Origin of the sequence: Kaistella sp. PBT33-4 (assembly GCF_029194425.1) — a bacterium.
In the GTDB taxonomy this organism is placed as follows: Bacteria; Bacteroidota; Bacteroidia; order Flavobacteriales; family Weeksellaceae; genus Marnyiella.
Window position 1 is genome coordinate 193,723 of the sequence record NZ_JARFYL010000001.1, and the last position, 26,860, is coordinate 220,582.

The 26,860-nt window shown below is 43.8% G+C and carries 18 protein-coding genes, 1 tRNA gene and 1 other RNA gene; 10 read left to right on the forward strand and 10 right to left on the reverse strand.

Features of this window, described 5'->3' with window-relative positions; genetic code table 11:
* Positions 1-77: 77 nt before the first annotated feature.
* Positions 78-474: a transfer-messenger RNA gene (ssrA, locus tag P0M11_RS00865) on the forward strand.
* A 698-nt stretch (positions 475-1,172) separates the two neighbouring features.
* Here the strand turns inward: ssrA and groL are convergent.
* Both groL and P0M11_RS00875 read right to left on the reverse strand, forming a co-directional pair.
* A complete protein-coding gene (gene groL / locus P0M11_RS00870; protein ID WP_275624036.1) occupies positions 1,173-2,798 on the reverse strand; it encodes a chaperonin GroEL in 1,626 nt (541 codons plus the stop codon).
* 109 nt (positions 2,799-2,907) lie between these two features.
* Complete coding sequence (locus tag P0M11_RS00875; RefSeq protein WP_158064885.1) at positions 2,908-3,186, reverse strand: co-chaperone GroES; 279 nt, start codon at positions 3,184-3,186, stop codon at positions 2,908-2,910.
* A 449-nt stretch (positions 3,187-3,635) separates the two neighbouring features.
* On the opposite strand from P0M11_RS00875, the gene P0M11_RS00880 reads away from it, so the two are divergent.
* Positions 3,636-5,750 (forward strand): hypothetical protein, encoded by a 2,115-nt coding sequence (locus tag P0M11_RS00880; protein ID WP_275624037.1) that lies wholly within the window; start codon positions 3,636-3,638, stop codon positions 5,748-5,750.
* A 53-nt stretch (positions 5,751-5,803) separates the two neighbouring features.
* Here the strand turns inward: P0M11_RS00880 and P0M11_RS00885 are convergent, their stop codons facing one another.
* Both P0M11_RS00885 and P0M11_RS00890 read right to left on the reverse strand, forming a co-directional pair.
* Positions 5,804-8,170, reverse strand: coding sequence for a M1 family metallopeptidase (locus P0M11_RS00885; RefSeq protein ID WP_275624038.1), 2,367 nt, complete (start codon positions 8,168-8,170; stop codon positions 5,804-5,806).
* A gap of 87 nt (positions 8,171-8,257) precedes the next feature.
* Positions 8,258-8,836 carry a HupE/UreJ family protein gene (locus P0M11_RS00890; protein ID WP_275624039.1) on the reverse strand — a complete coding sequence of 193 codons (579 nt, stop codon included), beginning with the start codon at positions 8,834-8,836 and terminating at the stop codon, positions 8,258-8,260.
* A 53-nt stretch (positions 8,837-8,889) separates the two neighbouring features.
* On the opposite strand from P0M11_RS00890, the gene P0M11_RS00895 reads away from it, so the two are divergent.
* Positions 8,890-9,390: a DUF6702 family protein gene (locus P0M11_RS00895; RefSeq protein ID WP_275624040.1), complete on the forward strand. Its 501-nt coding sequence runs from the start codon at positions 8,890-8,892 to the stop codon at positions 9,388-9,390.
* On the opposite strand, the gene P0M11_RS00900 is transcribed toward P0M11_RS00895, so the two are convergent.
* From P0M11_RS00900 to P0M11_RS00915, 4 genes are all read right to left on the reverse strand, one after another.
* On the reverse strand, positions 9,387-9,965 hold the full coding sequence (locus P0M11_RS00900) for an ACP phosphodiesterase (RefSeq protein WP_275624041.1): 579 nt from the start codon (positions 9,963-9,965) through the stop codon (positions 9,387-9,389). The genes P0M11_RS00895 and P0M11_RS00900 overlap by 4 nt on opposite strands.
* A 94-nt stretch (positions 9,966-10,059) precedes the next feature.
* The gene (locus P0M11_RS00905) at positions 10,060-11,595 is read right to left on the reverse strand and encodes a zinc-dependent metalloprotease (protein ID WP_275624042.1); all 1,536 of its coding nucleotides are present in this window, start codon (positions 11,593-11,595) and stop codon (positions 10,060-10,062) included.
* A 72-nt stretch (positions 11,596-11,667) separates the two neighbouring features.
* Complete coding sequence (gene radA, locus P0M11_RS00910; RefSeq protein WP_275624043.1) at positions 11,668-13,014, reverse strand: DNA repair protein RadA; 1,347 nt, start codon at positions 13,012-13,014, stop codon at positions 11,668-11,670.
* 102 nt (positions 13,015-13,116) lie between these two features.
* Entirely contained in the window at positions 13,117-13,920 is an 804-nt protein-coding gene (locus P0M11_RS00915; RefSeq protein WP_275624044.1) for a phosphatase PAP2 family protein, read from the reverse strand.
* Between the two features lie 258 nt (positions 13,921-14,178).
* Here P0M11_RS00915 and P0M11_RS00920 point away from each other — a divergent pair, with 258 nt between their 5' ends.
* Positions 14,179-15,783, forward strand: a complete 1,605-nt coding sequence (locus P0M11_RS00920; protein WP_275624045.1) for a CTP synthase — start codon at positions 14,179-14,181, stop codon at positions 15,781-15,783.
* A 153-nt stretch (positions 15,784-15,936) separates the two neighbouring features.
* Positions 15,937-17,733 carry a membrane protein insertase YidC gene (gene yidC, locus P0M11_RS00925; RefSeq protein ID WP_275624046.1) on the forward strand — a complete coding sequence of 599 codons (1,797 nt, stop codon included), beginning with the start codon at positions 15,937-15,939 and terminating at the stop codon, positions 17,731-17,733.
* 59 nt (positions 17,734-17,792) lie between these two features.
* Here yidC and P0M11_RS00930 read toward each other — a convergent pair whose 3' ends face one another.
* Entirely contained in the window at positions 17,793-18,431 is a 639-nt protein-coding gene (locus tag P0M11_RS00930; protein ID WP_275624047.1) for a ribonuclease HII, read from the reverse strand.
* A 187-nt stretch (positions 18,432-18,618) separates the two neighbouring features.
* On the opposite strand from P0M11_RS00930, the gene P0M11_RS00935 reads away from it, so the two are divergent.
* From P0M11_RS00935 to argS, 3 genes are all read left to right on the forward strand, one after another.
* A complete protein-coding gene (locus tag P0M11_RS00935; RefSeq protein ID WP_275624048.1) occupies positions 18,619-21,543 on the forward strand; it encodes a SusC/RagA family TonB-linked outer membrane protein in 2,925 nt (974 codons plus the stop codon).
* A gap of 5 nt (positions 21,544-21,548) precedes the next feature.
* Complete coding sequence (locus P0M11_RS00940; RefSeq protein ID WP_275624049.1) at positions 21,549-23,138, forward strand: SusD/RagB family nutrient-binding outer membrane lipoprotein; 1,590 nt, start codon at positions 21,549-21,551, stop codon at positions 23,136-23,138.
* A gap of 93 nt (positions 23,139-23,231) precedes the next feature.
* Positions 23,232-24,995, forward strand: a complete 1,764-nt coding sequence (argS, locus tag P0M11_RS00945) for an arginine--tRNA ligase (RefSeq protein ID WP_275624050.1) — start codon at positions 23,232-23,234, stop codon at positions 24,993-24,995.
* A gap of 137 nt (positions 24,996-25,132) precedes the next feature.
* On the opposite strand, the gene P0M11_RS00950 is transcribed toward argS, so the two are convergent.
* A tRNA-Gln gene (locus P0M11_RS00950) sits at positions 25,133-25,203 on the reverse strand.
* Between the two features lie 85 nt (positions 25,204-25,288).
* On the opposite strand from P0M11_RS00950, the gene P0M11_RS00955 reads away from it, so the two are divergent.
* Positions 25,289-26,347 carry an AMP-binding protein gene (locus P0M11_RS00955; protein ID WP_275624051.1) on the forward strand — a complete coding sequence of 353 codons (1,059 nt, stop codon included), beginning with the start codon at positions 25,289-25,291 and terminating at the stop codon, positions 26,345-26,347.
* Entirely contained in the window at positions 26,331-26,726 is a 396-nt protein-coding gene (gene arfB / locus P0M11_RS00960) for an alternative ribosome rescue aminoacyl-tRNA hydrolase ArfB (RefSeq protein ID WP_275624052.1), read from the forward strand. The genes P0M11_RS00955 and arfB overlap by 17 nt, the downstream gene beginning before the upstream one ends.
* Positions 26,727-26,860 lie beyond the last annotated feature (134 nt).

Here is a 26,860-nt window from a genome sequence, read left to right on the forward strand (position 1 = left end):
CCGGACGCGGCTTTTTTATGCCTTAATGTCAGTTTTTTATTTTGGAATAAAATTTTCATATCTTTGCAGACTTATCTGGGGTTGACTGGTTTCGACAGCAAGATCAATGGGTAAGTAAGCATGCAGAGAACCGTAGCGCGATCTCTTTAATCCCTTGCTACATAATTTTAACTGGCGACCAAGAGTTTGCTCTTGCTGCTTAATCCGAATCATAGTAAGATTAGCGTTCTCCCGAAGACAGTAAGGAGGCAAGATATCCCGCAGAAGTTCTGTTTCGCGACGTCTGAATCCGGGGTATAGCAATGCGGAAATAAGGCTTTGGAAGCTTCGGCCAAAGCACGAAAAATTTAGAAGCTAAGTCGGAAATTGGGTGTCTGTTCTCTGTTTCCGGTCTAAACCAAAAGCAGAATAAGCATGTAGAAATCTTATGTGTTGCTTGTTTGGACGAGGGTTCGAATCCCTCCAACTCCACAAGCTGATTCTTAACCATCTGTTTATCAGGTGGTTATTTTTATTTTACAGTTCCCAGATTTAAGTTCAGAATAATCTTTATCGATGTATTTTTTAAATTTAGCTGCAGTGCAATTTCTTATTTTAGGTGCAAGTAAGTAATAAATACAAAATTTGGTCAGGAAAACCTTCACAGAGCTTGATGTTTATGGCTATTGGCAGAGAGCTATTAGCTAAACGCAATCAACCTATTGCTTTTACCACCTTCCCGGGATTCCATAACCACCCATTGGCTTCTATGATTTGCATTTGAAGTAACACTTCCGGTTGCCAAACATGCCGAAAGATACAAACGCGGTATTTTTCCAGTGTGAAATGTAAACCTTGTCAAGGTTTTGAACCTTGACAAGGTTGCATTGGGCAAAGTGCCTCAGACTAGATCGGTCGGAACTGTTGATTCAGACCGCATGGCATTCGGGAACCCAAACCCATAGCCCTGATCGCAGCGGCTACCCCATAGTGAAGATGCGGACGGCGAGGAACGAGCCGGGAGCGGCTGAGCGGAGAGTAATAGCGGAGAGCAGGTTCCCGGCTCCAAAAAAAACTCCGCTCAGAAAAATCTGAACGGAGGGTTATTGCATTAAGCTGTACGCTGTATGCTGTATGCTGTAAGCCGTAAGCTTAAAAGCAGATCGCCTATAGCTTATGGTTTACAGCACTACTTACATCATTCCCGGCATTCCACCGCCACCCATTGGCATCGCTGGTTCTGCGCTCTTCACTTCTGTAATTACACACTCAGTTGTAAGAAGCATACCGGATACGGAAGCTGCGTTTTCCAGCGCTACACGTACTACTTTAGTCGGGTCGATGATCCCGGCTTCAAACATATTTACATATTCGTCATTCTTCGCATTAAAACCGAAATCGTTTGATCCTTCGGAAACCTTTGCTACCACTACAGAACCTTCGCCACCGGCGTTGGCTACGATTTGTCTTAAGGGCTCTTCAATAGCTCTTTTTACAATCTTGATACCTGTAGTTTCGTCCTGGTTGGACCCTTCGAAATTAAGTACTGAAATACTTCTTACCAAAGCTACACCACCTCCGGGAACAATTCCTTCTTCCACAGCTGCTCTTGTAGCATGTAAAGCATCATCTACACGGTCTTTTTTCTCCTTCATTTCCACTTCAGAGGCTGCACCTACATAAAGTACTGCTACACCACCTGCCAGTTTGGCTAGTCTTTCCTGAAGTTTCTCGCGGTCGTAATCTGAAGTTGTAGACTCCATCTGTGCCTTGATCTGGTTTACACGGCCTTTGATCTGGCTTTCCTCACCGGCACCGTTTACGATGATGGTGTTATCCTTATCAATTGTTACTTTTTCTGCAGTACCCAGCATTTCCAGGGTAGCGTTTTCCATTGTGAAGCCTCTTTCTTCGGAAATTACCTGTCCGCCCGTCAGGATAGCGATGTCTTCAAGCATTGCTTTTCTTCTGTCGCCAAATCCAGGAGCTTTAACCGCAGCAATTTTCAGGGAACCTCTCAGTTTGTTCACTACCAATGTTGCCAAAGCTTCACCGTCTACCTCCTCAGAGATGATAAGAAGTGATTTACCTGCCTGTGCTACCGGCTCCAATACCGGAAGAAGTTCCTTCATTGAAGAGATTTTCTTCTCAACCAAAAGGATATATGGGTTTTCCAGTTCGGTGATCATTTTCTCAGGATTGGTCACGAAATAGGGTGACTGATATCCTCTGTCAAACTGCATACCTTCTACCACATCAACAGTAGTATCTGTACCTTTAGCCTCTTCTACAGTGATCACACCTTCCTTACCTACTTTTCCGAACGCTTCAGCGATCAGGGTGCCGATGGTTTCGTCATTGTTTGCAGAAATAGAAGCGATCTGTCTGATTTTTTCAGAAGAATCACCCACTTCCTGAGACAGTGATTTCAGGTTGTCAACAACTGCGTTTACCGCTTTGTCAATACCCCTCTTAAGATCCATCGGGTTAGCGCCTGCAGCTACGTTCTTCAGGCCTTCGCGAACGATAGCCTGTGCAAGAACAGTTGCCGTAGTAGTACCGTCACCGGCAATATCGTTGGTCTTGGAAGCTACTTCCTTTACCATTTGGGCACCCATGTTTTCTACACGGTCCTCAAGCTCGATTTCTTTTGCCACGGAAACACCGTCTTTGGTTACGTGCGGTGCACCGAATGATTTCTCAATAACAACGTTACGTCCCTTTGGACCTAAAGTCACCTTTACTGCGTTTGCCAAAGCATCAACACCTCTTTTCAGTGCGTCTCTGGACTCGATATCGAATTTTATTTCTTTTGCCATTGTTTAAATTTTAGAATTTAGATTTTTAGATGTGAGATATTAGAAGCTCACTGTTTAAGTAAAGTATTCAAAAGAGAAGTCTCCACTCTCCAATCTTTAATTCTGGTGTCTATCCCAGAATTCCCAATAAGTCAGATTCCTTCACGATAAGGTAATCTTTACCATCCAGTTTAAGTTCTGAACCTGAATACTTTCCGTAAAGCACTCTGTCGCCCGTTTTAACGGTCATTGGTTCGTCTTTTTTACCGTTTCCAACAGCGATTACTGTTCCTTCCTGTGGTTTTTCTTTAGCTGTATCGGGAATGATGATACCTGATGCAGTTGTTGTTTCCGCAGCGTTTGGTTCAATAAGAACGCGGTCTGCTAATGGTTTGAAATTTACTGACATATTATTTGATTTTAGTTAAGATTTTACTTGTCATCTTTTTCTCCAAAACTTTGCCAAGAAGCACCGCCGACCTTTTGATGTCACTGTCTGTAATTTTTGGCACAGTTTGAAGAGCGAAAAGTGAAATTTTGGCAGTATATCGAATCTCTTAGTGGCAATCCCTGGATGGGAATCATGTATCCAATTTGGAGCAGTCGGATCGCTGCTTTTGTGAGGGGCGCTAATGATGTTGCGTGTAGGGTTGTTAAAGTTTTAACGGGTTGTGATGAATATTTTCATATAAAATATCTCTTTAAATTAAAAAATGGGTGATTTACCTTTAATTTACTATGAGATTAGGAATAATTTTACGAAGTCTGATTGATATCATTTAACTAAAAAAAACTTGCAGTTGGACAAAGCGAAACCCGAAACGCTTAACAGTAGGGAAACCATAAAAACAAATAGTCATGCCTAACGAATTAAACGAAAAGCAGCTTATGCTTGCCCGAAATGAATCTCAGCTTTATCTGGCCAACATCAGCTCAAAATCTGCCCTGAAATTAAATACACCCCTGGCGTTTTTTGAAAAAAACTTCAATACTTCTTTTGAAGAATTGGGTTGTGTAGGCTATAATCCGGACAGTGAAGAGCTGACCGCGATTGTGAAAATTAAGAGAGCTTATGGATACTCCGGAAATCTGTGCAGTGCCGGTTCTCATATTTATGTAAGGTTTTATGTAAATTACGGTGGTGGCTGGGTAGATGAAGGATATGTGGGTGCTAATGTTCATGATATCCCGGATTCAAAAGACTGTGACCAACAGCTTGAAAAACCCATGGAATTCGCACTGCGCCTTAAAATTGACCCTAAGCAGAAAGTCTGTTCGCAACCTGTTTTGCCTAAGGTGAAAGCTGTCCTTCTCTGGAATTCTATTCCGCCGGCAAACGATCCAAATTTAACCCAGCCCGGTTACGTTTGGGGAAACGTGAAGGAAGACCGGATTCAGATTAAGCCCATAAAAATCAATATTCCTTTTGTGAATATCGGTTCTCTGATTGAGAAAGCCATTTTAAATCCTACTATATCCCTGAAAGATCTTACAGCGAATAATCCTGCGGCCGCGAAGAGTCTTAGTGATGCACAAAAAGAATATGCGGCAGATAAAGTTAATTTCTCCCAGCTGGTAAGCGATTATAAAAAAGCTAATCTCAGTGTAGAACCCCATCGGTCTGGTGCCAAACTTTTGGTAGAAGCCATGACCAGCAATGATCCGGTTATTAAAAGCAATATAGTTTCGCTGTTTAAGGCCAATCAGCTTGATTTTACAAAAAGTCTGCAGGATCTCATCAAATCTACAGGCAATACGACTTATGAGGAAATTGGCTGTGTTGGACTGGATTATCACAAGGAAGCTTTTGTGGCCACATTCCGGGCGAAGAAAAACTATGGCTATGGTGGTGGCCTGTGCACGGCGGGTTCTAAAGAATATGTGACTTTCTGGATCAAGGATTCATCCACAAACTGCCAGTGGGTGAGGGTAGGTACCCAGGTGGTTGTTCTCCATGATATTCCCGGACACGCCGGTCTTTCTTACTCTGCCATCATGCCCTATGACCTTACGAAGTTTAAAGCCAAATGCGATGCGCCAAGGGTCATAAAAGTTCGCGCTGTGCTTTCCTGGAATGTGCCACCCACAGGCCTCGATACTCCTTACTGGGGTAATTTCAAGGAGGCATATGTTCAGATTCCGCCCATGCCTAAAGGCTGGAACGGCAAGTCACCAAAGATGATTCTTTTAGGCGGAATTTCAGTTGATCATATTGATGACACCACCGGTCTTACGCTGCCTGCAGCAAAATTTGAAATTAACCAGAATCCGGTGATCAATGGCAGCCGGTTTATGGGCAAAATAAGTATCCACGGCGTTTCATCGCCATTTGCGGGTATGAAATACCGGATTAAGGTGATTAACCTGGAAACCGGAGCTATGAATTATGTGAATGATCCGCTGCATCTGGTAGGTTATGATTCTTCCGGCAACGTAATTCATACTACCATCAATCCGGAACCGGCTACTAATTATTATACCTATCAGCCTTATCAGCACAATATTATGAGTCAGCTGGCACTTTTCAGCCCGGGCACAAATGCCAGACTGAACATTGTGATTGAACATGAAGACGGAAGTTCAGATTCTCACCGTATCCAAATGGATAACACTTATCCTGTACCTATGATGAAGATCAATGATGAAGGGGAATGCGTTCATTTCAAAAAAGGTGATGTAATTCTCGGTAAGTTCAGCGCTACCGACAATTTCATCCATAAATTCACACTTTCTGTTTCGGGTGGCCGCTTTACCGACATGGATTTTGAAGGCGTAAATCAGGTCATTGCTCCCGGCGAGGTGAATGCATTTACCAGAACAGTGAATGTAGTGAACGGCGAATTTAAAGTAACGACTGCAACAGACAAAAACTGTGGAAACATAGTTCTGGTAATTGAACAGAAAAACGTGGTGGACAGTGCTTACATGGCAAGTCCTACGTATACCAATCAGGCATTCTGTCTGAAAGATTAATTCATTTATAATTCTAAAACAAAACAGGAGCTGCACCGCAACTCCTGTTTTTTTTATTTACCCGCAGCCTGCATGGGATTTATCCGTTCCTGTGCTGCACCACGCACCGCATTTCCTGCTTTTTGTTTAAAGACTTCAAACTTTGTGGCCGGAGCCGGAATCTGACCCCAGAAATTATTGCTAATGTCTATGTCGGCGGTTTCACGCAGTGGATCAAGCTGAATTGACTTTAATTTTTTGTCAAAGAAGTAGGTTTTGGACACTTTGTTCTCATCCTTTCGCCAGATTTGGGCAGAGGATTTATCTCTGAGTTTTGTACCGTCTTCGAAAGTGAACTCCAGAATGATGGGCATTACCATCCCGCCCTTATTAACAAAATCAATTTGATAGCCAAATATATTTTGCAGGTCACGCTTATCTTTGGCGGCTACCTTCTCCATTGTTTCGCGCTCAACAGTATATTCACGCTTCGTATTTACTTGTTCCCGGCCACGTGCATAACGCCAGTAAAAATCCTGACTTTCCCTGTCTTTATCGGTGTAAAAGGTGATACTTTTATCATTACGGTTACGGATTTTGGAAATGTCATCAAATGAATTGAGGAGTGGGGCGTCTACATTATAAACCTCACGGAAAGGTTGCGGAGTGGCGTCCAGGTCCGGAGCAGCTACGGTTACTTTATCAATAGCGATATCCACAGGATCGGTACCATAAAACCAGCCCCGCCAGAACCAGTCCAGGTTTTCGGCACTGGCATCATTCATTGAACGGAAAAAATCTGCGGGTTCCGGATGCCTGAACGCCCATCTTTTTGAATATGTTTTGAACGCCTTATCAAATATTTCGCGGCCCATTATTGTTTCGCGCAGGATATTCAGGCCGGTGGCAGGTTTGGCATAAGCATTCGGGCCGAAATGGATGATGTTCTCTGAATTCACCATGATGGGTTCCAGCTGGTCTTTCGGTAATTTCATATAATCTACGATCGTGTGTGCCGGTCCTCGGCGGGAAGGAAATTTATTGTCCCATCTCTCCTCTGTAAGGTACTCTACAAAAGTATTTAAACCTTCATCCATCCAGGACCACTGCCTTTCGTCTGAATTTACAATCATTGGGAAAAAGTTGTGTCCGACTTCGTGAATAATCACGCCAATCATTCCGTTCTTGATTCCCTCAGAATAAGTCCCGTCTTTTTCTGTCCGGCCATAATTGAAGCAAATCATAGGATATTCCATACCGTTGGCGGCTTCCACCGACTGCGCCACCGGATAGGGGTACGGAATTGTGAATTCACTGTAGGTAAGAATGGTGTGCGCAACTGCCCGGGTCGAAAATTTACGGTAAAGATGATAAGATTCTTTTGGGTAGAGGCTCATGGCCATCACCTGATTGTTGTTTTCAGGAATTACAACCTTCATACCGTCCCAAATAAATTTCCGGGAAGATGTCCACGCAAAATCGCGTACGTTTTCGGCTTCAAAAGTCCAGGTTTTTCTCTGTTTTGACCTGGATTTTTCAGCTTTTTTGGCCTCCTCCAAAGTAACTATTTCAATTGGTTCTGAAGCTGTTTGGGCTTTTTTCCAGCGAGCAAGCTGAGTAGGTGTCAGAACTGTTTCAAAATTCTTTCCTTCACCTGTTGAAGCAACAATATGGTCAGCGGGAACATTCATGGAGACTTTGTAGTTGCCGAAGGGGAGCGCAAATTCACCTCTTCCCGTAAACTGGTTATGCTGCCAGCCTTTAAAGTCGCTGTATACGCACATCCGGGGAAACCATTGTGTTATAGTGTACAGATCATTACCGTCTTCAGGAAAGTGTTCATAGCCACCACGGCCGCCCATTGTTATACGGTTGGGAATATTGTAATTCCAGTCTATTTTAAACGTGTATTTTTCTCCGCTTTTCAGCGGTCTGGGCAGGTCTATCCGCATCATGGTTTTGTTCACGGTGTAGGGCAGGGTATTTCCCGCGGCATCAGTAACTTTTTCCAGATTTACACCGTAGCCGTTATCCTTTGCCGGCAGATCGGTCACTTTCAGGCGGTCTGTTGTAATTTGACGTGGAAGGGTGGATTCCATATCATAGCCTGCATTATTTACTGAGGACTGTTGGTTTTCATCCAGTTGCAGCCACAGATATTCCAGTTCGTCCGGTGAATTATTATAATAAGTCACAGTCTCCGATCCCCGCAGATTTCTTTTTTCCTCATCCAGATACGCCGTAATTTCGTAATCTGCGCGGTTTTGCCAATATTGGTGCCCGGGCGCGCCGGAGGCATTCCGATACACATTGGGAGTGGGCAGGATGGTTCCCAGCTGTTCAAATTTGTTTCCATGGTTGCTTCCCGGGTTATTCTGGATATTCTGAGCGCAAAAACTCATGGGCAACAGCATGGCGAGCAGCAGATTAAAAAGTTTCATATAAAACGGATTTAATGAAGTAGTGTTTAAATTTAGCAAAATGTTACTGAATTCTGCTAAATCCAGATAAATGAGTAATCAATGTAATCAAAAGGGCAGCCTTTCCAGCGTCATCTGCAGAGACAAAGCAAAAACTCCTGCCGAAACAAAAAGTATCCAGTCTTTGCGGTTGGCTTTAAAAATTGCCAAAATAAGCCATTGCAGTGCGAGAATGAGCGCGACTACAACAATTTGTCCCAATTCCAGGCCGATATTAAAACCCAGTAAAGGAAAAAACAGATCCTGCTCACTGGCCATCGTCATTCGCGCGGTGTTTGCGAAACCCATTCCATGGATGAGGCCGAAAATCATCGCCAGATAATGGTTCATTTTCATCAGATTCTGCTGTCTGTTTTTCATCAGGATATTGTCTGCAGCCGTGATAAAAATGGTGAGTGGTATCAGGAACTCTACCCATTGGCCCGGTACCTTTACCAAATCCAATACACTTAGTGCCAATGTGATGGAGTGGCCTATGGTGAATGCGGTAATTAGCCAGAGGATTTTTTTCCAGTCCTTCATGCTGAAAACCACAACCAGTACCAGTACAAAGAGCTGGTGATCTAGGGCGTCAAGGGAGATTATGTGCTCCCAACCCAAACTCAGATAAAATAGAAAATCCTGCATCGGCCGTTGTTTTAAGCTGGCGATAATACAAAATTTATTTCTAATTTTGGCAGATGCATAAACTGCTGGTCCTGATATCCCTCTTTCTGTTTTCGGCTCTTCCCGCAAGCGAAATACACCCCTATCATGTTGGTTCGGTTGAATTCAGATACAATCCATCATCCAAAACCTTTGAGATCAGCGCAAGGTTTTTCCTGGATGACCTGGAAAACGCGCTGAAGGAAAATTATGGCGAGGCAGTACACTTTAATGATGGGTCGTATCAGCCAAAAATAAACACATTACTTATTAATTACCTTTCCGGACATCTGAAACTGAAAGCAGACAATAAGGTGTTAAATCTCACTTATCTCGGATTTGAAGAAGACAGTGAAGCGGTGAATATTTACTTGGAATCGCAGAAACTTGATTCTCCCAAAAAGGTAGAAGCCGCCGTGAGTGTGCTTTATAATCTTTTTGACGATCAGATCAACATTATTCATATTATTGTAAACGGCAACAGGCAAAGCCATAAACTCAGTTATCCGGACCGGTACCTTTACCGGAATTTCTAGATCCGAAAGCGGCTGTTGAAAGTTTCAGCATGTCTCACCAGGTCGGGGAAAAATATCATGAAATGAGCTTCAAGCTGAGGTCTGCTGTTCAGGAAGACCTCGAAAACAGCCAGGTTTTTATCCAGATATCTGGCCTTGTTCAGGACGTTACGGAATGAAAAATGAATGCCCTGCTCCTCCCGGTAATGATAAAGCCAGTTATCTCTTTCCATTCCCTCAAGCATTCGGTGAAATGGGGGCGGGAAAAGATGCAGATGATGCCGCAAAACTCCGTAAACCCTTTCTGCATGCAGTTTTAAGGTTTCTTCAGGTAAGTTGTTGGCCAGGAAATAGTCAAAAGCTACATCTACAAAGGCGCCCGAATAGAGCCGCACGAGTGGGCTGAAAACCTTTTTGGCCTCATGGATCTCAGGATGCGCATCCGTAAAGGTATCAATCTCGCGGTGCAGAAGTATCCCTTCCACAATTTCGGGCGGAAACGAAAACCGGTCTTTATTCCGGATGAAATCCTGCAGGAACTGTCCCACGATATGCCCGTCCGAAAATGCCAGGTAGGAATGTGCCAAAAAATTCATCTGCTAATTTATATAAATTGGCAGTAACAGACCTTATGAGGCCTGCTTATTGAGCTGTTTCCTAAAAAGAGCTTCAGTAACCTTTAGTACAGGGTTATTTTACGATGAATTTTGCTGAGCCCTTAAACGCTCCGTCAGTGTCCGAAACCGTCAGGATGTATTCGCCCGGACTCAAATGCCGTATGTTTACCGTTTTATTCTTACCTGTATGTACAACCTGCCCTGCCATGTTGATGATCCGGAGGGTATTAGCCTCACTGTTTGCGGTGCTGATATTGATTTCCTCTGAAGCCGGATTTGGATATACAGTCAATTCATTCCTGGTGTCAATAACCGATTCTACAGTGTTCATGTTTGCAGTCGGCATAAAATCGGCAACCACGCATGCAAAACGTGCAAAGCCGAAAGCTTCGTCAGACGGGGTGGGGTTCGGAGCTGCTATTCCGGTAGGTTCTCCGTTGTAATTTATCAACGGGTTGGCCCATCGGTTGGTTCTGGAGCAGTTGATGCCCGCATCGGCACATTCGTCATTATAAGCCATGAGCGTACGCCAGCGCTGAGATGTGGAACTGGCTGTGCCAAGTGTAACTGCAGTTTGATTTACATAGCCGTGCATATTGGAGCAGGGGTTATTGCTTTGATTCACATACCAGTCATGGTTAAGACCCATATTGTGTCCCATTTCATGGCTTAAAGTATAATTCGATACAGCACAGTTCCTTAACGAAACCGAAAACGCCGCGCTATTGCTGTAGTTGGAAGGATTGGTGTTTAGATAACCCAGGCCGCAGGTGTTGGTAGGTGTTGCTGTAATCAAAGCACATAAATCTGCACCGTAGGTGGTCCGTAGAGTGTGTGCATCATCCATAAAACCGTCTGCCGGCAAACGCAGTCTGTTTAGGTCGGTACTTATGTTTCCACTCTCGGTGTAATCTATTTCGCCGGCATAGACCAGATTTATTGTAGTATTCGGTATTCCCGAATTAAGGAGCGATAAGTTGAAATTAGTGATGGCAGTAGCAATCTGCGAATTACTTTGTGCCACGCTTCCCCAGCCCAGTCTGGCAGCTGAGGTGTACACCACCATGACATCAATGGTCGTGGCCCCGCAGGCAGGTGTCTGTGAAAGGCAGATGCTCTGGTTTGTTTTATGTGTTGCTGCGGCCGGAAGCAGGAAATCCATACTGGAGTCCCGGCTGCTGATATACGCCTCATTAACCAGTGAAACTGCAATGATCTTGTCATCTGTTTGCTGAAACATTATTTTTTCACCTTCAGATGAGGCATACATGCCCGAAAGCATATTGCCGTAGCGCGAAAACACAAGCTCGGATTCCGGTTCGTTTTCAATTGCGTACGCAAATGATGTACTTTTATTGGTATACCTGAAAGTTTTGGTGAGGCTGGCACGTACCTTCTTTCCAGTTGGGAGCTGTATTTCCAGATCAGTTTCAGTGTTAAAAGCGGGCTGCAGGTAATAAGTTGTAGATATATAGGAAGCCGACAGGTCTTCATGCAGTCTTTGGTTAGGCTGAAGTTGGGCCGAATTCACCGGATTCTGAAATAAGGAGGTCTGAGCACATAACAGGGCAGTACAAAATGAGTAAAGAAGGGCGAGATTCCTTTTCATGCGGTTTGTGTTTTAATGGTAAGTTTTACCAAATATAACTATAAATATCTTCCGCATGATGGCTTGGTGAATTTAAAAAAGCCGGTCATGAAATTCTTCCACCTTGCTAACCTCCTCTACAATAATCCCGGACTTTCTTTTGGGAAGTTTGTTCAGTTTGGAAACAAATATTTTTTCATAGCCCAGCTTTTCGGCTTCAGAAATACGCTGCTCAATCTGTGCTACCGGACGGATTTCGCCACTCAGACCAATTTCACCGGCGAAGCAGAAGTGTTCAGAAATCGCGGTATCCTCATTGCTTGAAAGTATAGAGGCTACTACGGCCAGATCCAGCGCAGGGTCGTCGGTTTTGATGCCTCCGGTGATGTTCAGGAATACATCTTTGGCTCCCAACTGAAACCCGGCACGTTTTTCCAGAACTGCCAGCAGCATATTCAGGCGTTTGGAATCATATCCTGTACAGCTTCTTTGCGGTGTTCCGTACACTGCCGAACTTACCAGAGCCTGAATCTCGATTAGCATGGGCCGGTTCCCTTCCAGCGTAACTGCTACCGAATTGCCCGAGAGTTCCTCAAACTTTTTTGTAATCAGTATTTCCGAAGGGTTTTTTATTTCCTTAAGTCCCTGCGCCACCATTTCGTAAATTCCAATTTCTGACGTGGAACCAAATCGGTTTTTATTGGCACGTAACAGGCGGAAAAGATGGTTGCGGTCACCGTCGAAATTCAGTACGACATCTACCATATGTTCCAGCACCTTGGGCCCTGCAATCTGACCGTCTTTGGTGATGTGGCCCACCAGAAAAACAGGTGTATTGCTGTCTTTGGCAAATTTAATAATCTCATTGGAGCATTCCCGTATCTGTGAAACCGTGCCGGGCGAACTTTCAATAAGCTGGCTTTGGAGCGTCTGTATGGAGTCGATAATTACAAAATCGGGCTGCAGTTTTTTTGCTTCGTGCAGGATTTTTTCCACTGACGTTTCGGTGAAAAGGTAGCAGTTCGGGTTCTGAAGTTCTGTAAGCCTGTCGGCCCGCATTTTAATCTGTGACGCACTCTCCTCGCCGGACACATAAAGAATCTTTTTCTTCATCTTAAGGGCAAGCTGCAGTAATAGTGTGGATTTGCCAATACCGGGTTCGCCGCCGATAAGGGTTACAGAGCCCAGCACGATGCCGCCACCCAGTACGCGGTTCAGTTCCTCGGAGGGCGTTGTAATTCGGGGTTCCTCACTGGTCTCAACTTCAATAATGTTGATGATATGCTGTTTGGATTTGCTCCCTACGGTCCTGGCCGGAGATTTTTCTACAATTTCCTCCACAAGCGTATTCCATTCGCCACAATTCTTGCATTGTCCCAGCCATTGAGGATACTGAGTTCCGCAATTCTGACAGAAATATGCAGTTTTGAGTTTTGCCATGCCGCGAATTTCCTGAAAAAAAATGACATGATATTTCAAGTAGCCATATTTCAGCTATAAATCGTAAAGATTTGCGATTGACGCATTGTAAATTAACGCTTACTATCGTTCACGAACGTTATTCACTCTTATTGTTTGCCTTCTAATATATCCCAGGAGCCTAAGCTGGAACAGCAAACCAAGCAGAAAAAGTAGGGTAGAAGGTACCAAAAGTGAAATCCAGTTTGGACTCAGATAGTCGGCCAGAACAAAGGCACCGCCAAGTGTGCACCATGCGCCCAGGTAGAAAAAATTGGCGGTATGCAGGTTACGTGAAGAATTTTGCACAGGCCCTGATGGAAACAGAAGGAAGGTGAAATGGGCCAGAATGCTGCCTGTAAAAACGTCAATAAGGTGATGCTGATAGGTGGTGAGAGTGGATAGGGCTACCATGGCCAGCCAGACCGCAATAAGCGGCCGCCACCGTGATTTTACTTCACGGAAGACCGTCCAGAAGGCAAAGGAAAAAGCTACGTGAAGTGAAGGTGACTGGTTGTAGGGATCGTCCACACCTTCCAGCAGCCAAAAGAGTCCACGGTAGAGTGGATTCTCAATTTCAGGTCGGAGGTAAGCGTATTTTAAGGGGGCGGCAACAAAGATTAAACCTGCTGCTACAGTCATAAATAGAACCCGCTTCAGGAAAACCTCCAATTGGTCATTATTTTTCAGTAATGAAAATGTGATCCAGAAAAATGCACCACTCGAAAGGTAAGGCACAATAGTCCAGGGAAGAAAAGGAATATGCTTCTCAACAGAGAGTATAACAGAGCTTACATCCGAAAGTTGGGACGCATACCAAAGCGAAAAATTGTAAACCAGTGCAAAGGTCACGGTAAAGATTACAAGTGCCCGATATCTGTTATTCATTCTGTTCATATTTGACTGATGTCCCGGAATCAGAGAGTATGGGTTCCGGATGAGGTTGCAGTTACCGGCATATCAAAAATCCTGCCTGCAGAAACTGTCCCCTGCATCAAATACAATATTAATCCTCTTTTATCGTCTCAAGAATTGATAGGCTGATGCTTCATTTTACCATATGCTACATCTGCGGCAAATTAATTTTTGAAATACGCAAATTGCCCTGTTAAACTTTTTAGCCTAACTTTGCGCAAACCTAATCTAATGAGTAAAAAGAACACGAAGTACATCTTCGTCACGGGGGGTGTGACTTCCTCTTTGGGGAAAGGAATTGTTGCAGCGTCGCTTGGTTTATTGCTGAAATCAAGGGGATTTAATGTAACTATCCAAAAACTTGATCCCTATATCAATATTGACCCCGGAACTTTGAATCCTTATGAGCATGGCGAATGCTATGTAACTGAAGACGGCGCCGAAACCGATCTGGATTTAGGCCATTACGAAAGGTTCCTGGATTCCAACACTTCACAAAACAACAACGTTACGACAGGTAAAATTTACCAGACAGTTATTGAGAAAGAGAGAAAAGGCGACTTCTTAGGCAAGACCGTTCAGGTTATTCCGCATATTACGAACGAAATAAAACGCAGGATTAAAATTCTGGCCAAACAGAACTACGATATCATTATTACAGAGATCGGGGGTACTGTGGGCGACATTGAATCACTGCCGTATATAGAAAGTGTACGTCAGCTGAAATGGGAACTGGGCGATAATAATTCCATGGTCATTCATCTTACCCTTTTGCCTTATCTGGCCGCGAGCGGTGAACTTAAAACCAAACCTTCACAGCACTCCGTACGCCAGTTGATGGAAAGCGGTATCCAGGCGGATGTGCTTGTTTGCCGTACGGAACATAAAATACCTAAGGAGCAGCGTGCAAAATTAGCCCAGTTTTGCAATGTGTCTCTGGAAAATGTCATCGAATGTAAAGACCTGGAAACCATCTATGAGGTTCCACTCTACCTTCAGAAGCAGAATTTTGATGATGTAGTACTTAAAGAACTTGATCTGAAATCAGATAAGGAGGCTGACCTGAAAGACTGGAAGCATTTCCTGAAAAAATATCAGAATCCTAAAAAATCGGTAGAGATTGCCCTGGTTGGGAAATACGTCTCACTGCAGGATTCCTACAAATCCATCGCCGAAGCTTTTATTCATGCCGGAGCAGATCTGGATACAGAAGTGCGTGTAAAATGGGTATACAGCGGTGATATTTCCGAAGATACCCTAAAGGACACGTTTCAGGGTGTAGACGGGCTGCTTATTGCCCCGGGATTTGGAGACCGCGGCATTGAAGGTAAGGTCCTGGCGGCTAAATACGCACGGGAGAACAATATTCCGCTTTTGGGAATCTGTCTGGGTATGCAGATCATGACGGTGGAGTTTGCCAGAAATGTGCTGGGTTACAAAAAAGCAAATTCCATGGAATTTGATCCTGAAACTCCGGAGCCCGTGATCTCGCTGATGGAAGAACAGAAAAGTGTGGAAAATAAAGGCGGAACCATGCGGTTGGGTGCCTGGAAATGCGCACTGAAGCCTAATTCGCGGTTAATGGAAATTTATGGTTCCAAGAATATTTCCGAAAGACACCGTCACCGCTATGAATTCAATTCCCAGTATAAGGAAGAATATGAAACCAACGGCATGATCCCGAGCGGTGTAAATCCTGATACCGGTCTGGTGGAAACTTTGGAACTGGAAAATCATCCGTTTTATGTAGGAGTACAGTATCATCCGGAATATAAAAGTACTGTTGCTACACCGCATCCGCTGTTCAAGGCGTTTATCCGTGCAGCTTCAAAATAATATTTTTTCTGAATACCCGCCCTGCAGCGGGTATTTTTTACTCTCTAAAAAGAAACCTCCTTCCAAAAAAAATCAGTAATTTTGTGACCTTTAATTTCAGCGGCTTCATGGAACGTTTCCGTGTGCTGAAACACATTGAAATAAATATTTAAAATGCAGCAAAATAACGGTTTAGACCGAAATCAGATCATTCTGTTTATGTTGTTCTCATTGATCATGATGGGCGCAATGTTCTATTTTCAGCCGGCACCTGAGGAGCCTACAGCTGCTTCCGCGCAGGTAAGCCAGACTTCTCAGGCTAATATGCCCGCCGCAATGTCGAATCTGAATGACAGTCTGAAAACGGCGGCCATAAGTCAGGTGGAACTTAAGAATGAGCAGCTTAGATTGGTTGTTTCTACGCTGGGTGGACAGATTTCGACTGTAGAGCTTAATGAGTATAAGGCGTATAACAAGGCTTCAGACAAAAATGACAAAAACCTGCTGCTTTTCGATAAGAATAATTCAGCATACGGTTTCCGCTTCAAAGACAAGACCGGGAAACTGCTAAACACCCGTGACCTTGTATTTACCCCGAAGCAAAACGGTAATTCTGTGACGATGCAGGCAAGTATAAACGGTGCCGTAATCGAGTTTATCTATACCCTTCAGGATAAGTATACCGTAGATTTCAATGTGAGAACCCAGGGGCTTTCCAAATTGGTGTCCGGACAGAACGCTGAGTTTGTTTGGGACCACAGTGCCCGCCAGATGGAGAAAGGCCGTTCTCAGGAACAGACCCATACAGAGTTTAACTATGCGTTTGATAACTACGGAAGTTTCGATTATGACGGCAGGACCACCATGGAGGAAACTGAAGAAACGCTGAACTGGATTGCCATAAAGCAGCAGTTCTTCACTGCGGTTCTGGAGCCTCAGAATGGTTTCACCAATTCTTTTGGTTCACAGGAGAATATTGAAGAGGGCGAATTTTTAAAGAAGTTTAATTTCAGTGCGCAGACAGCAATGTCCGGTGGCGAGTTCAATCAGAATTTCAAATGGTACTTTATGCCGCTTGATCTTAAACTCTTAAAGGAATACGGTAAAAATTTTGACGAGCTGCTGCCTCTGGGATGGTCCTTTATCGGTACGATGAACAGATGGTTTTTTATGCCTATGTACAATATTATCGCCAGTTGGGGACTTACAGCTGGATGGGTGATTTTCCTGATGACGATTATCGTAAAACTTATCCTTTCTCCTATCATGTTCAAACAGCACAAGTTGAGTGCAATGATGCGTGTGATCCGTCCGGAAATTGATGAGGTAAATGCCAAATATAAAGATGCGGACCCGTTGAAGAAGCAGCAGGAAGTCATGTCGGTTTACCGTAAAGCCGGTGTAAACCAAATGGCAGGCTGTTTACCGGCGCTTGTGCAGATTCCGATCTTCTATGCGCTCTTCAGGTTCTTCCCTAACTTCATCGATCTTAGGGGGCAGAGCTTCTGGTTTGCAAAAGACCTTACCGCTTATGATGATGTAATAAAACTTCCTTTTGAAGTTCCGATTTTTGGGTGGGATCATATCAGTATTTTCGCGCTAGCCTGTACTGTGGTTATCCTAATTTATACTGTAATGACTTCCGGAAACATCCAGCAGCCACAGCAGGAAGGGATGCCTAATATGAAGGTGCTGATGTACATTTTCCCGATCACTTTCTTTTTCTTCCTGAATACATCGTCGTCCGGTTTGTCATGGTATTATTTCGTATCCAATGCGCTTAATATCTTCATTATCCTGGCCATCAAATATCTGATTCTTGATGAGAAGAAGATTCATGCTATGATTCAGGAGAACAAGACCAAGGCACCCAAGCCTGAAGGAAAGTTCCAGAAGCGTATGCGCGAGATGATGGAGCAGGCTCAGGAACAACAGAAGCAGCAGCAGAAACAGACTGGTAAGAAGAAGTAATTGCTTCGCCCATAGTCACAATAAAAAAGCAGCGGAAAATCAATTATCCGCTGCTTTTTTTATTTAAGTTCCAGTTGTACACTGTCGCTCATTTCCACTACAAAAGGTGATTCATCAGATCCATCCCGGTAATCGAGCCTGAATGAGCGTCTGTGATGAATAGTTGGTCCGTATCTGTTTAGGGCTTCACGGTGCTCCCGGGTGGCATAGCCCATATTGGTGTTCCATCCATACTCGGGGAATTCGGTGTGGAGTTCCGCCATTTTGCGGTCCCGGTAATTTTTGGCTATGATGGAAGCGGCCGCTATGGAGAGCAGTTTTGAGTCCCCTTTAATAACACACTGGTGCGGGATGTAATTATAGGGATGAAAACGGTTACCGTCTACCAGAATCAGTTCAGGACGAATGTGCAGCTGGTCCAGCGCGAGGTGCATGGCATGTATGCTTGCGTTGAGGATGTTGTGTTCGTCTATAAAAGCCGGCGGCAGTTCCGCGATAGCGTAAGCAACTGCATGTTCTTTAATGTAGGTGTCCAGTTCCTGCCTTAACCGGGCGGTTAACTTCTTGGAATCATTAACCAAAGTTTCCCCGAAATTCCTGTCCAGTATAACAGCGGCTGCAACCACGGGGCCACACAGACAGCCCCGGCCCACTTCATCGCAGCCTGCTTCTATTCCCGTTTCAGACCAACTAATCATTAAATTTTCCATACAGAATTACTCTTGCACAAAGTTACATTTTTCCTGCAAATTTGTATATATTGATAATTCATGTAATTATGCAATTCCATGCATAGCGTATAAAAATATTAACGAAATATTAAGAAATCTCTTGGCTATGTTAAAATTTATAGCTTTTTTTGTTTATCGTAAAATCAAAACTGATATGAAAAAATTAACAGCAAGTGTTTTAGCAGTGGTCCTAACTGCTTCATTTACAGTAGTAAGTGCGCAGCAGGACACCCTCAGAACGCAGGAGATTGAAGGAGTTGTTGTTACAGCTCTCGGAATCAAGCGGGAGAAAAAATCAATTGGCTACGCCGCTCAGGAAGTTAAGGGTGAAACCATTTCGGAGGCTGGTCAGTCCAATGCACTAAGTGCGTTATCCGGTAATGTGGCCGGTGTACAGGTTACTGCACCTTCATCAATGGGAGGCTCCACAAGAATTACAATGCGTGGAGTTAGCTCCATTATTGGTGAGAACCGACCTTTAATTATCGTCGATGGGGTACCGCTGGATAACAGTAACATTAATGATACAAATACACAGCGTGGTGCTGGTGGTAGGGATTACGGTGATGCAGCATTTGATATTAACCCAGACGATGTAGAATCTGTAACCGTACTGAAGGGTGGGCCGGCTGCAGCCCTGTATGGCTCAAGAGCATCAAATGGTGTAATTATTTACACTACCAAACAGGCTAAAAGAGGACGGACCAATATTGAGTACAGTTCCGGAATCGCTTTTGAAAACATTTACATCCGACCAAAACTCCAAAATTACTATGGTGGTGGTTCCCAACTTACCCTACCCACTCAGGTCATCAATGGACAAACCTACAACCTGAATGAATACAGAATGGATGAATCCTGGGGCCCGCGTTATGATGCCAATTTACTTTATTTGCCCTGGTATGCATTTGATCAGGAGGAATTCCCTAACGACTATTTGAAGCCTGTTCCATGGGTTGCTCCAAAGCATGATGTTGATTCTTTCTTTGATACCGGTATTACATTAACCAACAACTTTGCGGTCGCCAAATCTTTTGAAAGATCAAATGTCCGTCTGTCCTACACAAATACTGCTATTACTGGTATTATTCCTACCAGTAGCATAGACCGTCATAACTTTGCAATTAATGCTAACAGTGAGTTAAATGATAAGCTAAAGGTAGAAACAGGATTCAATTTTGTGCAAACCCGTGGTTTTAACAGACCGGAACAGGGTTATGGCGATAATTCTGTAGCGCAGAAATTTTACCAGTGGGGTCAGCGCCAACTGGATATGTCAAAGCTCCGGGATTACAAGCTGGCAAATGGTCAGCAGCGTACCTGGAACAGGACAGCCTGGAATGATCCGGAACCCTACTACTCGGACAACCCGTATTGGACCATTTATGAGAATGTAACCAATGACAGGAGGAACCGCTTCTATGGATTCGCGGGGCTAACATATAATATCCTACCTAACCTTTACGCGACCGGTAAAGTATATGCAGATATGTATAGTCAGGATAATGACAATAGAGTCGCAATTGGTTCGCAGGCAGTTTCGGGCTATTCGATCTTCAAACGTAATTTTTCTGAGTACAATTACGAAGGCCGGGTGCACTGGAATCCTGAAATTTCTGATAACTGGTCTTTGCAAACCTTTGTGGGAGTAAACAGAAGAAATTTAAAAAGAAGTGATCTGAATGGGGCAACAAGAGGTGGTTTAATTATTCCTAATTTTTATAACCTTAAGAATAGTTTAAATGACCCTCTTGCAACCAATTCTTTATTTGAGAAGAGAGTAAACAGTGCATTTGGGTCAGTTTCATTAGGCTTTAAGGAAACTGTTTTCGTGGAGGCTACCGGACGAAACGACTGGTTCTCTACTACTAAAGAGGATCGTTTTTACCCTTCAATTACAGGTAGTTTTGTATTCTCTAACTTGATAGACGCCAATTGGATGTCCTTCGGTAAGTTACGTGCAGGTTGGGCCAGTGTTGCATCAGATAGCGATCCATACCAGCTATCGAACTATTCTGTACAATTTACAAACTTTAACGGGCAGCCCCGTTATGGATTGTTTACACAGAATAACAACCCCGATCTCAAAGCTGAATTAAAGGAAACTAAAGAAATTGGTCTCGAAATGAACTTTTTGAGAAACCGGGTAGGTTTTGATGTGACCTATTACGATGTGAACATTACCGATGCGATCCTGCCGTTAAGTGTTGATCCTGCAACAGGATTTAATAATAATCTTATTAACGCGGGACAGATCACCAACAAAGGGGTGGAAGCAATGGTGTATGTAACACCCGTAAAAAATGAAAATTTCAGTTGGACTATGAACTGGAATTTTGCACAGAACAGAAATGAAATAGTTAAACTTTACGAGGGTGTATCTACTTACCAGCTTACCAATGCCCCCTTCCGGGCCAGACTGTTGGCAGTAGAGGGTCAGCCATACGGAGCAATTTATGGATTCGATTTTACCTATGATGCAAACGGTAACAAGATTGTAGGTGAGGACGGACTTTACGTTCCGACAGCAACTGTTCAAAATCTTGGCTCTACTTTGCCGGATTACAATATGGGTCTAAGAAACTCGTTAAAGTATAAGAATTTAGCTCTGTCATTCCTGTTCGATATGCAGAAAGGAGGTAAATACTTCTCTACCACACATATGTGGGGTATGTACAGCGGTATGTTAGAGGAAACAGGCTTTGGCGGTAACAGGGAAGCAGGTGTTATTCTGGACGGTGTTCTGGAAGACGGCACTCCAAACGATATCAGGATTACCGCTAATGAGTTTGGAGGTATGCATTACGGAGGCGTAGATGCGTTGAATGTTTTTGATGCAAGTTATATCAAACTTCGTGATATAACCTTAAGCTATGACCTGCCTAAGGAGATGATTGGAAGCTTACTTGAGGGTGTGAGGATTTCTGCTTTTGGAAGAAATCTGCTGGCCTGGAATCTGGATTGGAAAGGTATGGACCCTGAGAATACGTCTTACGGTTCAGGAAATATCCAGGGTCTTGAAGGGGGCTCACTGCCTTCCACAAGACAATTTGGTGTGAATGTGAACTTTAAATTTTAATAAAGATGAAAAATATAAAAAAAGTATTTGTAATAGCTGCAGCTTCTCTCCTGACCCTGGGAACAGCGGTAAGTTGCACAGAGGGTTTTGAGGAACTCAATGAGAACCCCAATAATCCCGAATCCCCGCTAACTTACGGGGTCTTCAATTATGCCAACCGAGTGGTTACAGACGGTACGCGGAATTCCTTTGAAAGTGCCCGGGTAACTTTACCCTGGATGCAGTATTCTTCGCAGACTGCCTATAACGATGAGGATAAATATGCATACCGCTCAACGAGTGGCGACGCGTTGTGGCGTCAGCTATTTATTGCAGCTTCAAACTATAAGAAGATTATTGATATGAACTCCGATCCGGAAACGGCACCGGCGGCAAGTGCTTACGGCTCAAACGCTAACCAGATTGCGGCTTCACGCGTTATGCTTTCCTACGTGTTTTTGAATCTTGCCGATACTTTTGGAGATATTCCATATTATTCTTATGGAAACAGTGATCCAGATTTTCAGGCTCTTAATGTTAACCAGTTCATAAAGCCCAAATTCGCTTCTCAGCAAAAAGTTTATTCTGATATACTGAAGGAGTTGAAGGAAGCTTCTGAAATGATTGAAATGGGCGAACCTGTATTCAGTCCGGCAGATGGTTTGTTCGGAGGTGATCCCGTAAAGCTGAAAAAGTTTGCTAATTCACTCAGGCTTAGGGTAGCAACCCGCGTTAAAGGTGTAATACCAAGTGCTCAGACGCACATCACCGAAGCTATCGCATCTGGGGTGATGACTTCTAATGCAGACAATGTTGGAGTGAGGTATGAAGCGAACCTAACCAACCCGTCGCCGATGTATAATGATTTCAGAACCAGATCAGATTTTTCTGTTTCCAAAACATTGATTGATCTCCTTAAAGGAAATACTGGGAATTTTGGACTTGATCCAAGACTATTCAGATATGCAGCACCAAATGATGTCAGCAAAGCGTCAATCCTAAATGGAACTTATGCGGATACTACTGATCCAAGCAAATTTATAGGTATGCCATATGGTTTGCCCGAGGATTTCCAGGCTTCACAGGCTGCTGTAGGAAACAATTTCTTTAGCAAGTATGTTTACCGTACAGATTATACAGAGATTCTAATGGAATATTCAGAGGTAGAGTTCTTACTTAGTGAGGCCAACGGCTGGAGCCAGGTTAATTACGAGAATGGCGTAAAAGCTTCTATGCTGAAATGGGGCGTAACTCCTGCAGCTGCTGACGCTTTTGTGGCTACTCTGCCACCGGCTTCTGCTGCCACGGTTCTTACACAAAAGTATGTCGCACTGTTCATGCAGCCTTATGAGGCATGGGCCGAATACAGAAGAACTGGCTATCCGGATACAATTATACTGTTGCTTCCGGGGGAAACAGCTCCTTTACTGGTACCAATCCCGGTAACTGGAGAGACTACATACACCTTCACTCCGCTGGTGCCCGGTCTGACTGATATTCCTTCTCGCTTGCTTTATCCAACGCTTATTCAGACGCTGAATCCTGAGAATTACGCAACGGCAGCAGCTGCAATCGGCGGTGATAAGATGAATACCAAACTCATTTGGGACAATTAATATTTTAGTACTACTCTTTTTTTACATTCATTATGAAGCCACTCTCCGGAGTGGTTTTTTTATTTGCCTATATTTGTAACTCAATTTCCGACAATGAATATTAAAGATAATCTGCAGCATAAAATTACCGAAATCATCCAGAACGTATTTCAGATTTACGATCTGAAACTCGAAGTTCAGGAAAATAAAACCGCCTTCGACGGCGACTTTACCATTGTTATTTTCCCGCTTGTGAAACTGGTGAAAAAAGGTCCGGAACAGATTGGGATGGAGTTGGGCAGTGCCCTTACAACTGAGACTGATTTTGTTGAAAGCTTTAATGTTGTTAAAGGTTTCGTGAACGTGAAAATCAGCAATGCTCACTTTATAAATAACTTCTCATCCATTGCTGAATCTGTTGACAAGTTGGAGCCAAAGGATGAAACGGTAATGGTTGAGTATTCATCTCCCAATACCAACAAACCGCTGCACCTGGGTCACATACGCAATAACCTTCTCGGATATTCAGTAGCTCAAATCCTGAAAGCCGACGGATATAATGTAATCAAGACCCAAATCATCAATGACCGCGGAATCCACATCTGTAAATCGATGCTTGCCTGGCAAAAGTTTGGGGAGCTAACTACAGCAGCGGGCACCGGAATCAAGGGCGACAAGTTTGTGGGCAATTATTATGTGGCTTTCGACAAACAGTATAAAAATGAAATTGCTGAACTTATGGCTGCCGGTGCAGATGAGGAAACAGCTAAGAAGCAGGCACCCATTCTGCTTGAGGCGCAGCAAATGCTGCTCAGCTGGGAAAAAGGTGATGAGGAAGTACGAAGCCTCTGGGCAGAGATGAACTCATGGGTGTATGAAGGTTTCAACCAAACCTACAGCCGACTGGGTGTGGATTTCGACCAGGTGCAGTATGAAAGCGATACCTATATTTTGGGCAAGGACCTTATTCAGGAAGGTCTGATTAAAGGTGTACTTTACCGAAAAGAGGACGGTTCTGTTTGGTGTGACCTTACGGATGAAGGCCTGGATCACAAACTTTTGCTGCGTTCCGACGGGACTTCGGTGTATATGACACAGGACCTGGGAACGGCAGTGGAGCGCTTCAAGAAGAATGATATTCAGAAACTCATCTATACCGTAGGTAACGAGCAGGACTACCATTTTGATGTCTTATTCAAAATATTGAAGAAACTGGGCTACGAATGGGCAGATAACCTTTATCACCTGTCGTACGGTATGGTAGAACTTCCCGAAGGAAAGATGAAATCCCGTGAGGGAACTGTGGTTGATGCTGACGACCTTATGGAAGAAATGGTGGTAACCGCACGTGAAAAAGCCGAAGAACTTGGCAAGATGGAAACACTGACGCCGGATGAAAAGGAACAATCCTATGAAGTAATTGGTCTGGGCGCACTTAAGTATTTTATGCTGAAGGTAGACCCAAAGAAGAAGATGCTCTTCAACCCAGCTGAAAGTATCGATTTCAACGGTAACACCGGACCTTTTATCCAATACACCTACGCACGGATTCAGTCTTTACTTCAGAAAGCTGCTTACAAGCCTCAGAAAATTGAAGCAGGATATCAGTTAAATGAATCCGAAAAGGACCTGATTTCACAGCTGTCCAACTACCGCGAATCGGTATCCAAAGCGGCTGCGGCACTGAGTCCGGCGCTGGTGGCTAATTATGTCTATGACCTGGTGAAGGCGTACAACTCATTCTACCAGAATAACCCTATAATGAAACAGGATGATGAGGCTGTGAAGCAGTTCAGACTTGAACTATCAGCACTTACTGCCAAAACGATCAAAAAATCACTGGAGCTGCTGGGAATCGGTGTTGTGAACCGGATGTAATATAAAATTGCCGCTTAGATCAAAAATCAGTCTATACAGGCTGATTTTTTTATTTTCCATTATTTTAGTGACTGAGGTAAAAACTAATAAAATACAAAAAAAACGCCCTGAAAATCAGAGCGTTATCTTGAAAATTGTAGACCCACAGGGATTCGAACCCCGACAGGCGGTACCAAAAACCGAAGTGCTACCGTTACACCATGGGTCTCAATTATTGTGGTGCAAATGTAGAATAATTTTTGTAATTTCCAAAATCTTTAGGCAAAAAAAATTAGATAAAATTCTCACTTATCATGACGGTTGATTTTAACACCTTCAATATGAATAATTTAAACCCCGGGTCTGATTTTGAAAAAAAAGTGGTCAGTTTCATCAGGGATTGGCAATCACCGTCAGAAACTGTTAAGGTGCAGACCTCCGGTTCTACAGGGGTGCCAAAAATTCTGGAGGTAGAAAAAATCAGAATGCGTTGGTCCGCCCAAATGACCTGCGGATTTCTTGGCCTCAAGGAAGGTGATTCAACGCTTATTTGCCTTCCTGTGGAGTATATTTCAGGCAAAATGATGGTTGTACGCGCGCTGGAAGCAAAACTTAAACTGCATGTGGTGAATCCTTCGTCCAAACCTTTGCAGGACTGGAACAAACAGGTAGACTTCTGTGCCATGTCGCCACTGCAGGTGGAAAATTCACTTGATAAACTTCACCTGATAGAAAATCTGATCATTGGTGGTGCCCAGGTTTCGGAAATGCTCAGGAGAAAAATCAGCAGCAGTTTGCCGGACTCGGGATATACACGCATATTTGAAACTTACGGCATGTCGGAAACGCTTTCCCATATTGCCTTAAAACAGATCTTTCCGAAGGCAGATGAGTATTTTACAGTAATTGAAGGGGTGAGTGTGTCTCAGGACTCCCGTGGATGCCTGCTCATTAATGCTCCGGGACTCAATCCCACACTGCTTCAAACCAATGATGTGGTGGAGTTGCACGGCGAAAAGCAGTTCAAATTCATAGGACGGGCCGATAGCATCATCAATTCCGGTGGCCTGAAGGTCCAGCCTGAACGGGTGGAAGGTATCATTAAAAGGTATGTGGATGCCGAGGCTCTTCTTACCGGCGTTTCAGATGATTCGTTGGGTCAGAGACTGGTTTTGGCCATTGAAGGAACGGAAACTGCTGAACTGCATTCCGGATTGGCAAAGGCTTTTGATGAGATCAGATTAACATTGTCTAAAAACCACGTGCCGCGTGAGGTGCGCTATATCAATAGTTTTCCGCGGCTGCCCAATGGTAAGACAGACCGGCGGAGTATTAACAGTTTAATGAATGATGCTGATGGACAGGGATTTTAGCAAAGAACTGAACTACAGGACCGCACGAAGCGGAGGTCCCGGCGGACAGAACGTAAATAAGGTGGAATCCGCGGTAACTGCCATCTGGAATGTAGCTGAAAGCACTTTCTTCAGTCACGAAGAAAAAGAGATGATTGCTGTCAAACTTAGGAACAGGATCAGCCAGGAGGGACTTCTGCAGATTACCGCTTCCGAGAGCCGTACCCAAATTCAGAATAAGAAAATAGCAACCGAAAGGACGATTGAGATGGTTAACAGGTGTTTGATTAAAGCTAAACCGCGAAAAGCAACCAAACCTTCAAAACGGCAGGTGGAGAAAAGGATAAAGGCCAAGAAGCAGATTTCGGAAAAGAAGGAAAACAGGCGCTTCAGGATTTGATATTTAAGCTAACGGTTTGTTTTTTAGCTTTTTAATCCGTATGTTTGTAATTCAATAAAGCAATTATGGTCACTTCCATTTTAAAATATGACAGTGTTCGTTCGCAAAGACTTTTGTCTTCATTGCTTTACCTT

Coding starts and splice junctions, on each gene's coding strand:
- P0M11_RS00900 (WP_275624041.1), bottom strand. CDS start 9,965: ATGAATTTTTTGGCACATTCCTACCTGGCATTTTCGGACGGGCATATC.
- P0M11_RS00905 (WP_275624042.1), bottom strand. CDS start 11,595: ATGAAAAGGAATCTCGCCCTTCTTTACTCATTTTGTACTGCCCTGTTA.
- P0M11_RS00880 (WP_275624037.1), top strand. CDS start 3,636: ATGCCTAACGAATTAAACGAAAAGCAGCTTATGCTTGCCCGAAATGAA.
- yidC (WP_275624046.1), top strand. CDS start 15,937: ATGCAGCAAAATAACGGTTTAGACCGAAATCAGATCATTCTGTTTATG.
- P0M11_RS00885 (WP_275624038.1), bottom strand. CDS start 8,170: ATGAAACTTTTTAATCTGCTGCTCGCCATGCTGTTGCCCATGAGTTTT.
- P0M11_RS00940 (WP_275624049.1), top strand. CDS start 21,549: ATGAAAAATATAAAAAAAGTATTTGTAATAGCTGCAGCTTCTCTCCTG.
- P0M11_RS00955 (WP_275624051.1), top strand. CDS start 25,289: ATGACGGTTGATTTTAACACCTTCAATATGAATAATTTAAACCCCGGG.
- groL (WP_275624036.1), bottom strand. CDS start 2,798: ATGGCAAAAGAAATAAAATTCGATATCGAGTCCAGAGACGCACTGAAA.
- argS (WP_275624050.1), top strand. CDS start 23,232: ATGAATATTAAAGATAATCTGCAGCATAAAATTACCGAAATCATCCAG.
- P0M11_RS00895 (WP_275624040.1), top strand. CDS start 8,890: ATGCATAAACTGCTGGTCCTGATATCCCTCTTTCTGTTTTCGGCTCTT.
- radA (WP_275624043.1), bottom strand. CDS start 13,014: ATGGCAAAACTCAAAACTGCATATTTCTGTCAGAATTGCGGAACTCAG.
- P0M11_RS00920 (WP_275624045.1), top strand. CDS start 14,179: ATGAGTAAAAAGAACACGAAGTACATCTTCGTCACGGGGGGTGTGACT.
- P0M11_RS00930 (WP_275624047.1), bottom strand. CDS start 18,431: ATGATTAGTTGGTCTGAAACGGGAATAGAAGCAGGCTGCGATGAAGTG.
- P0M11_RS00875 (WP_158064885.1), bottom strand. CDS start 3,186: ATGTCAGTAAATTTCAAACCATTAGCAGACCGCGTTCTTATTGAACCA.
- P0M11_RS00890 (WP_275624039.1), bottom strand. CDS start 8,836: ATGCAGGATTTTCTATTTTATCTGAGTTTGGGTTGGGAGCACATAATC.
- P0M11_RS00935 (WP_275624048.1), top strand. CDS start 18,619: ATGAAAAAATTAACAGCAAGTGTTTTAGCAGTGGTCCTAACTGCTTCA.
- arfB (WP_275624052.1), top strand. CDS start 26,331: ATGGACAGGGATTTTAGCAAAGAACTGAACTACAGGACCGCACGAAGC.
- P0M11_RS00915 (WP_275624044.1), bottom strand. CDS start 13,920: ATGAATAACAGATATCGGGCACTTGTAATCTTTACCGTGACCTTTGCA.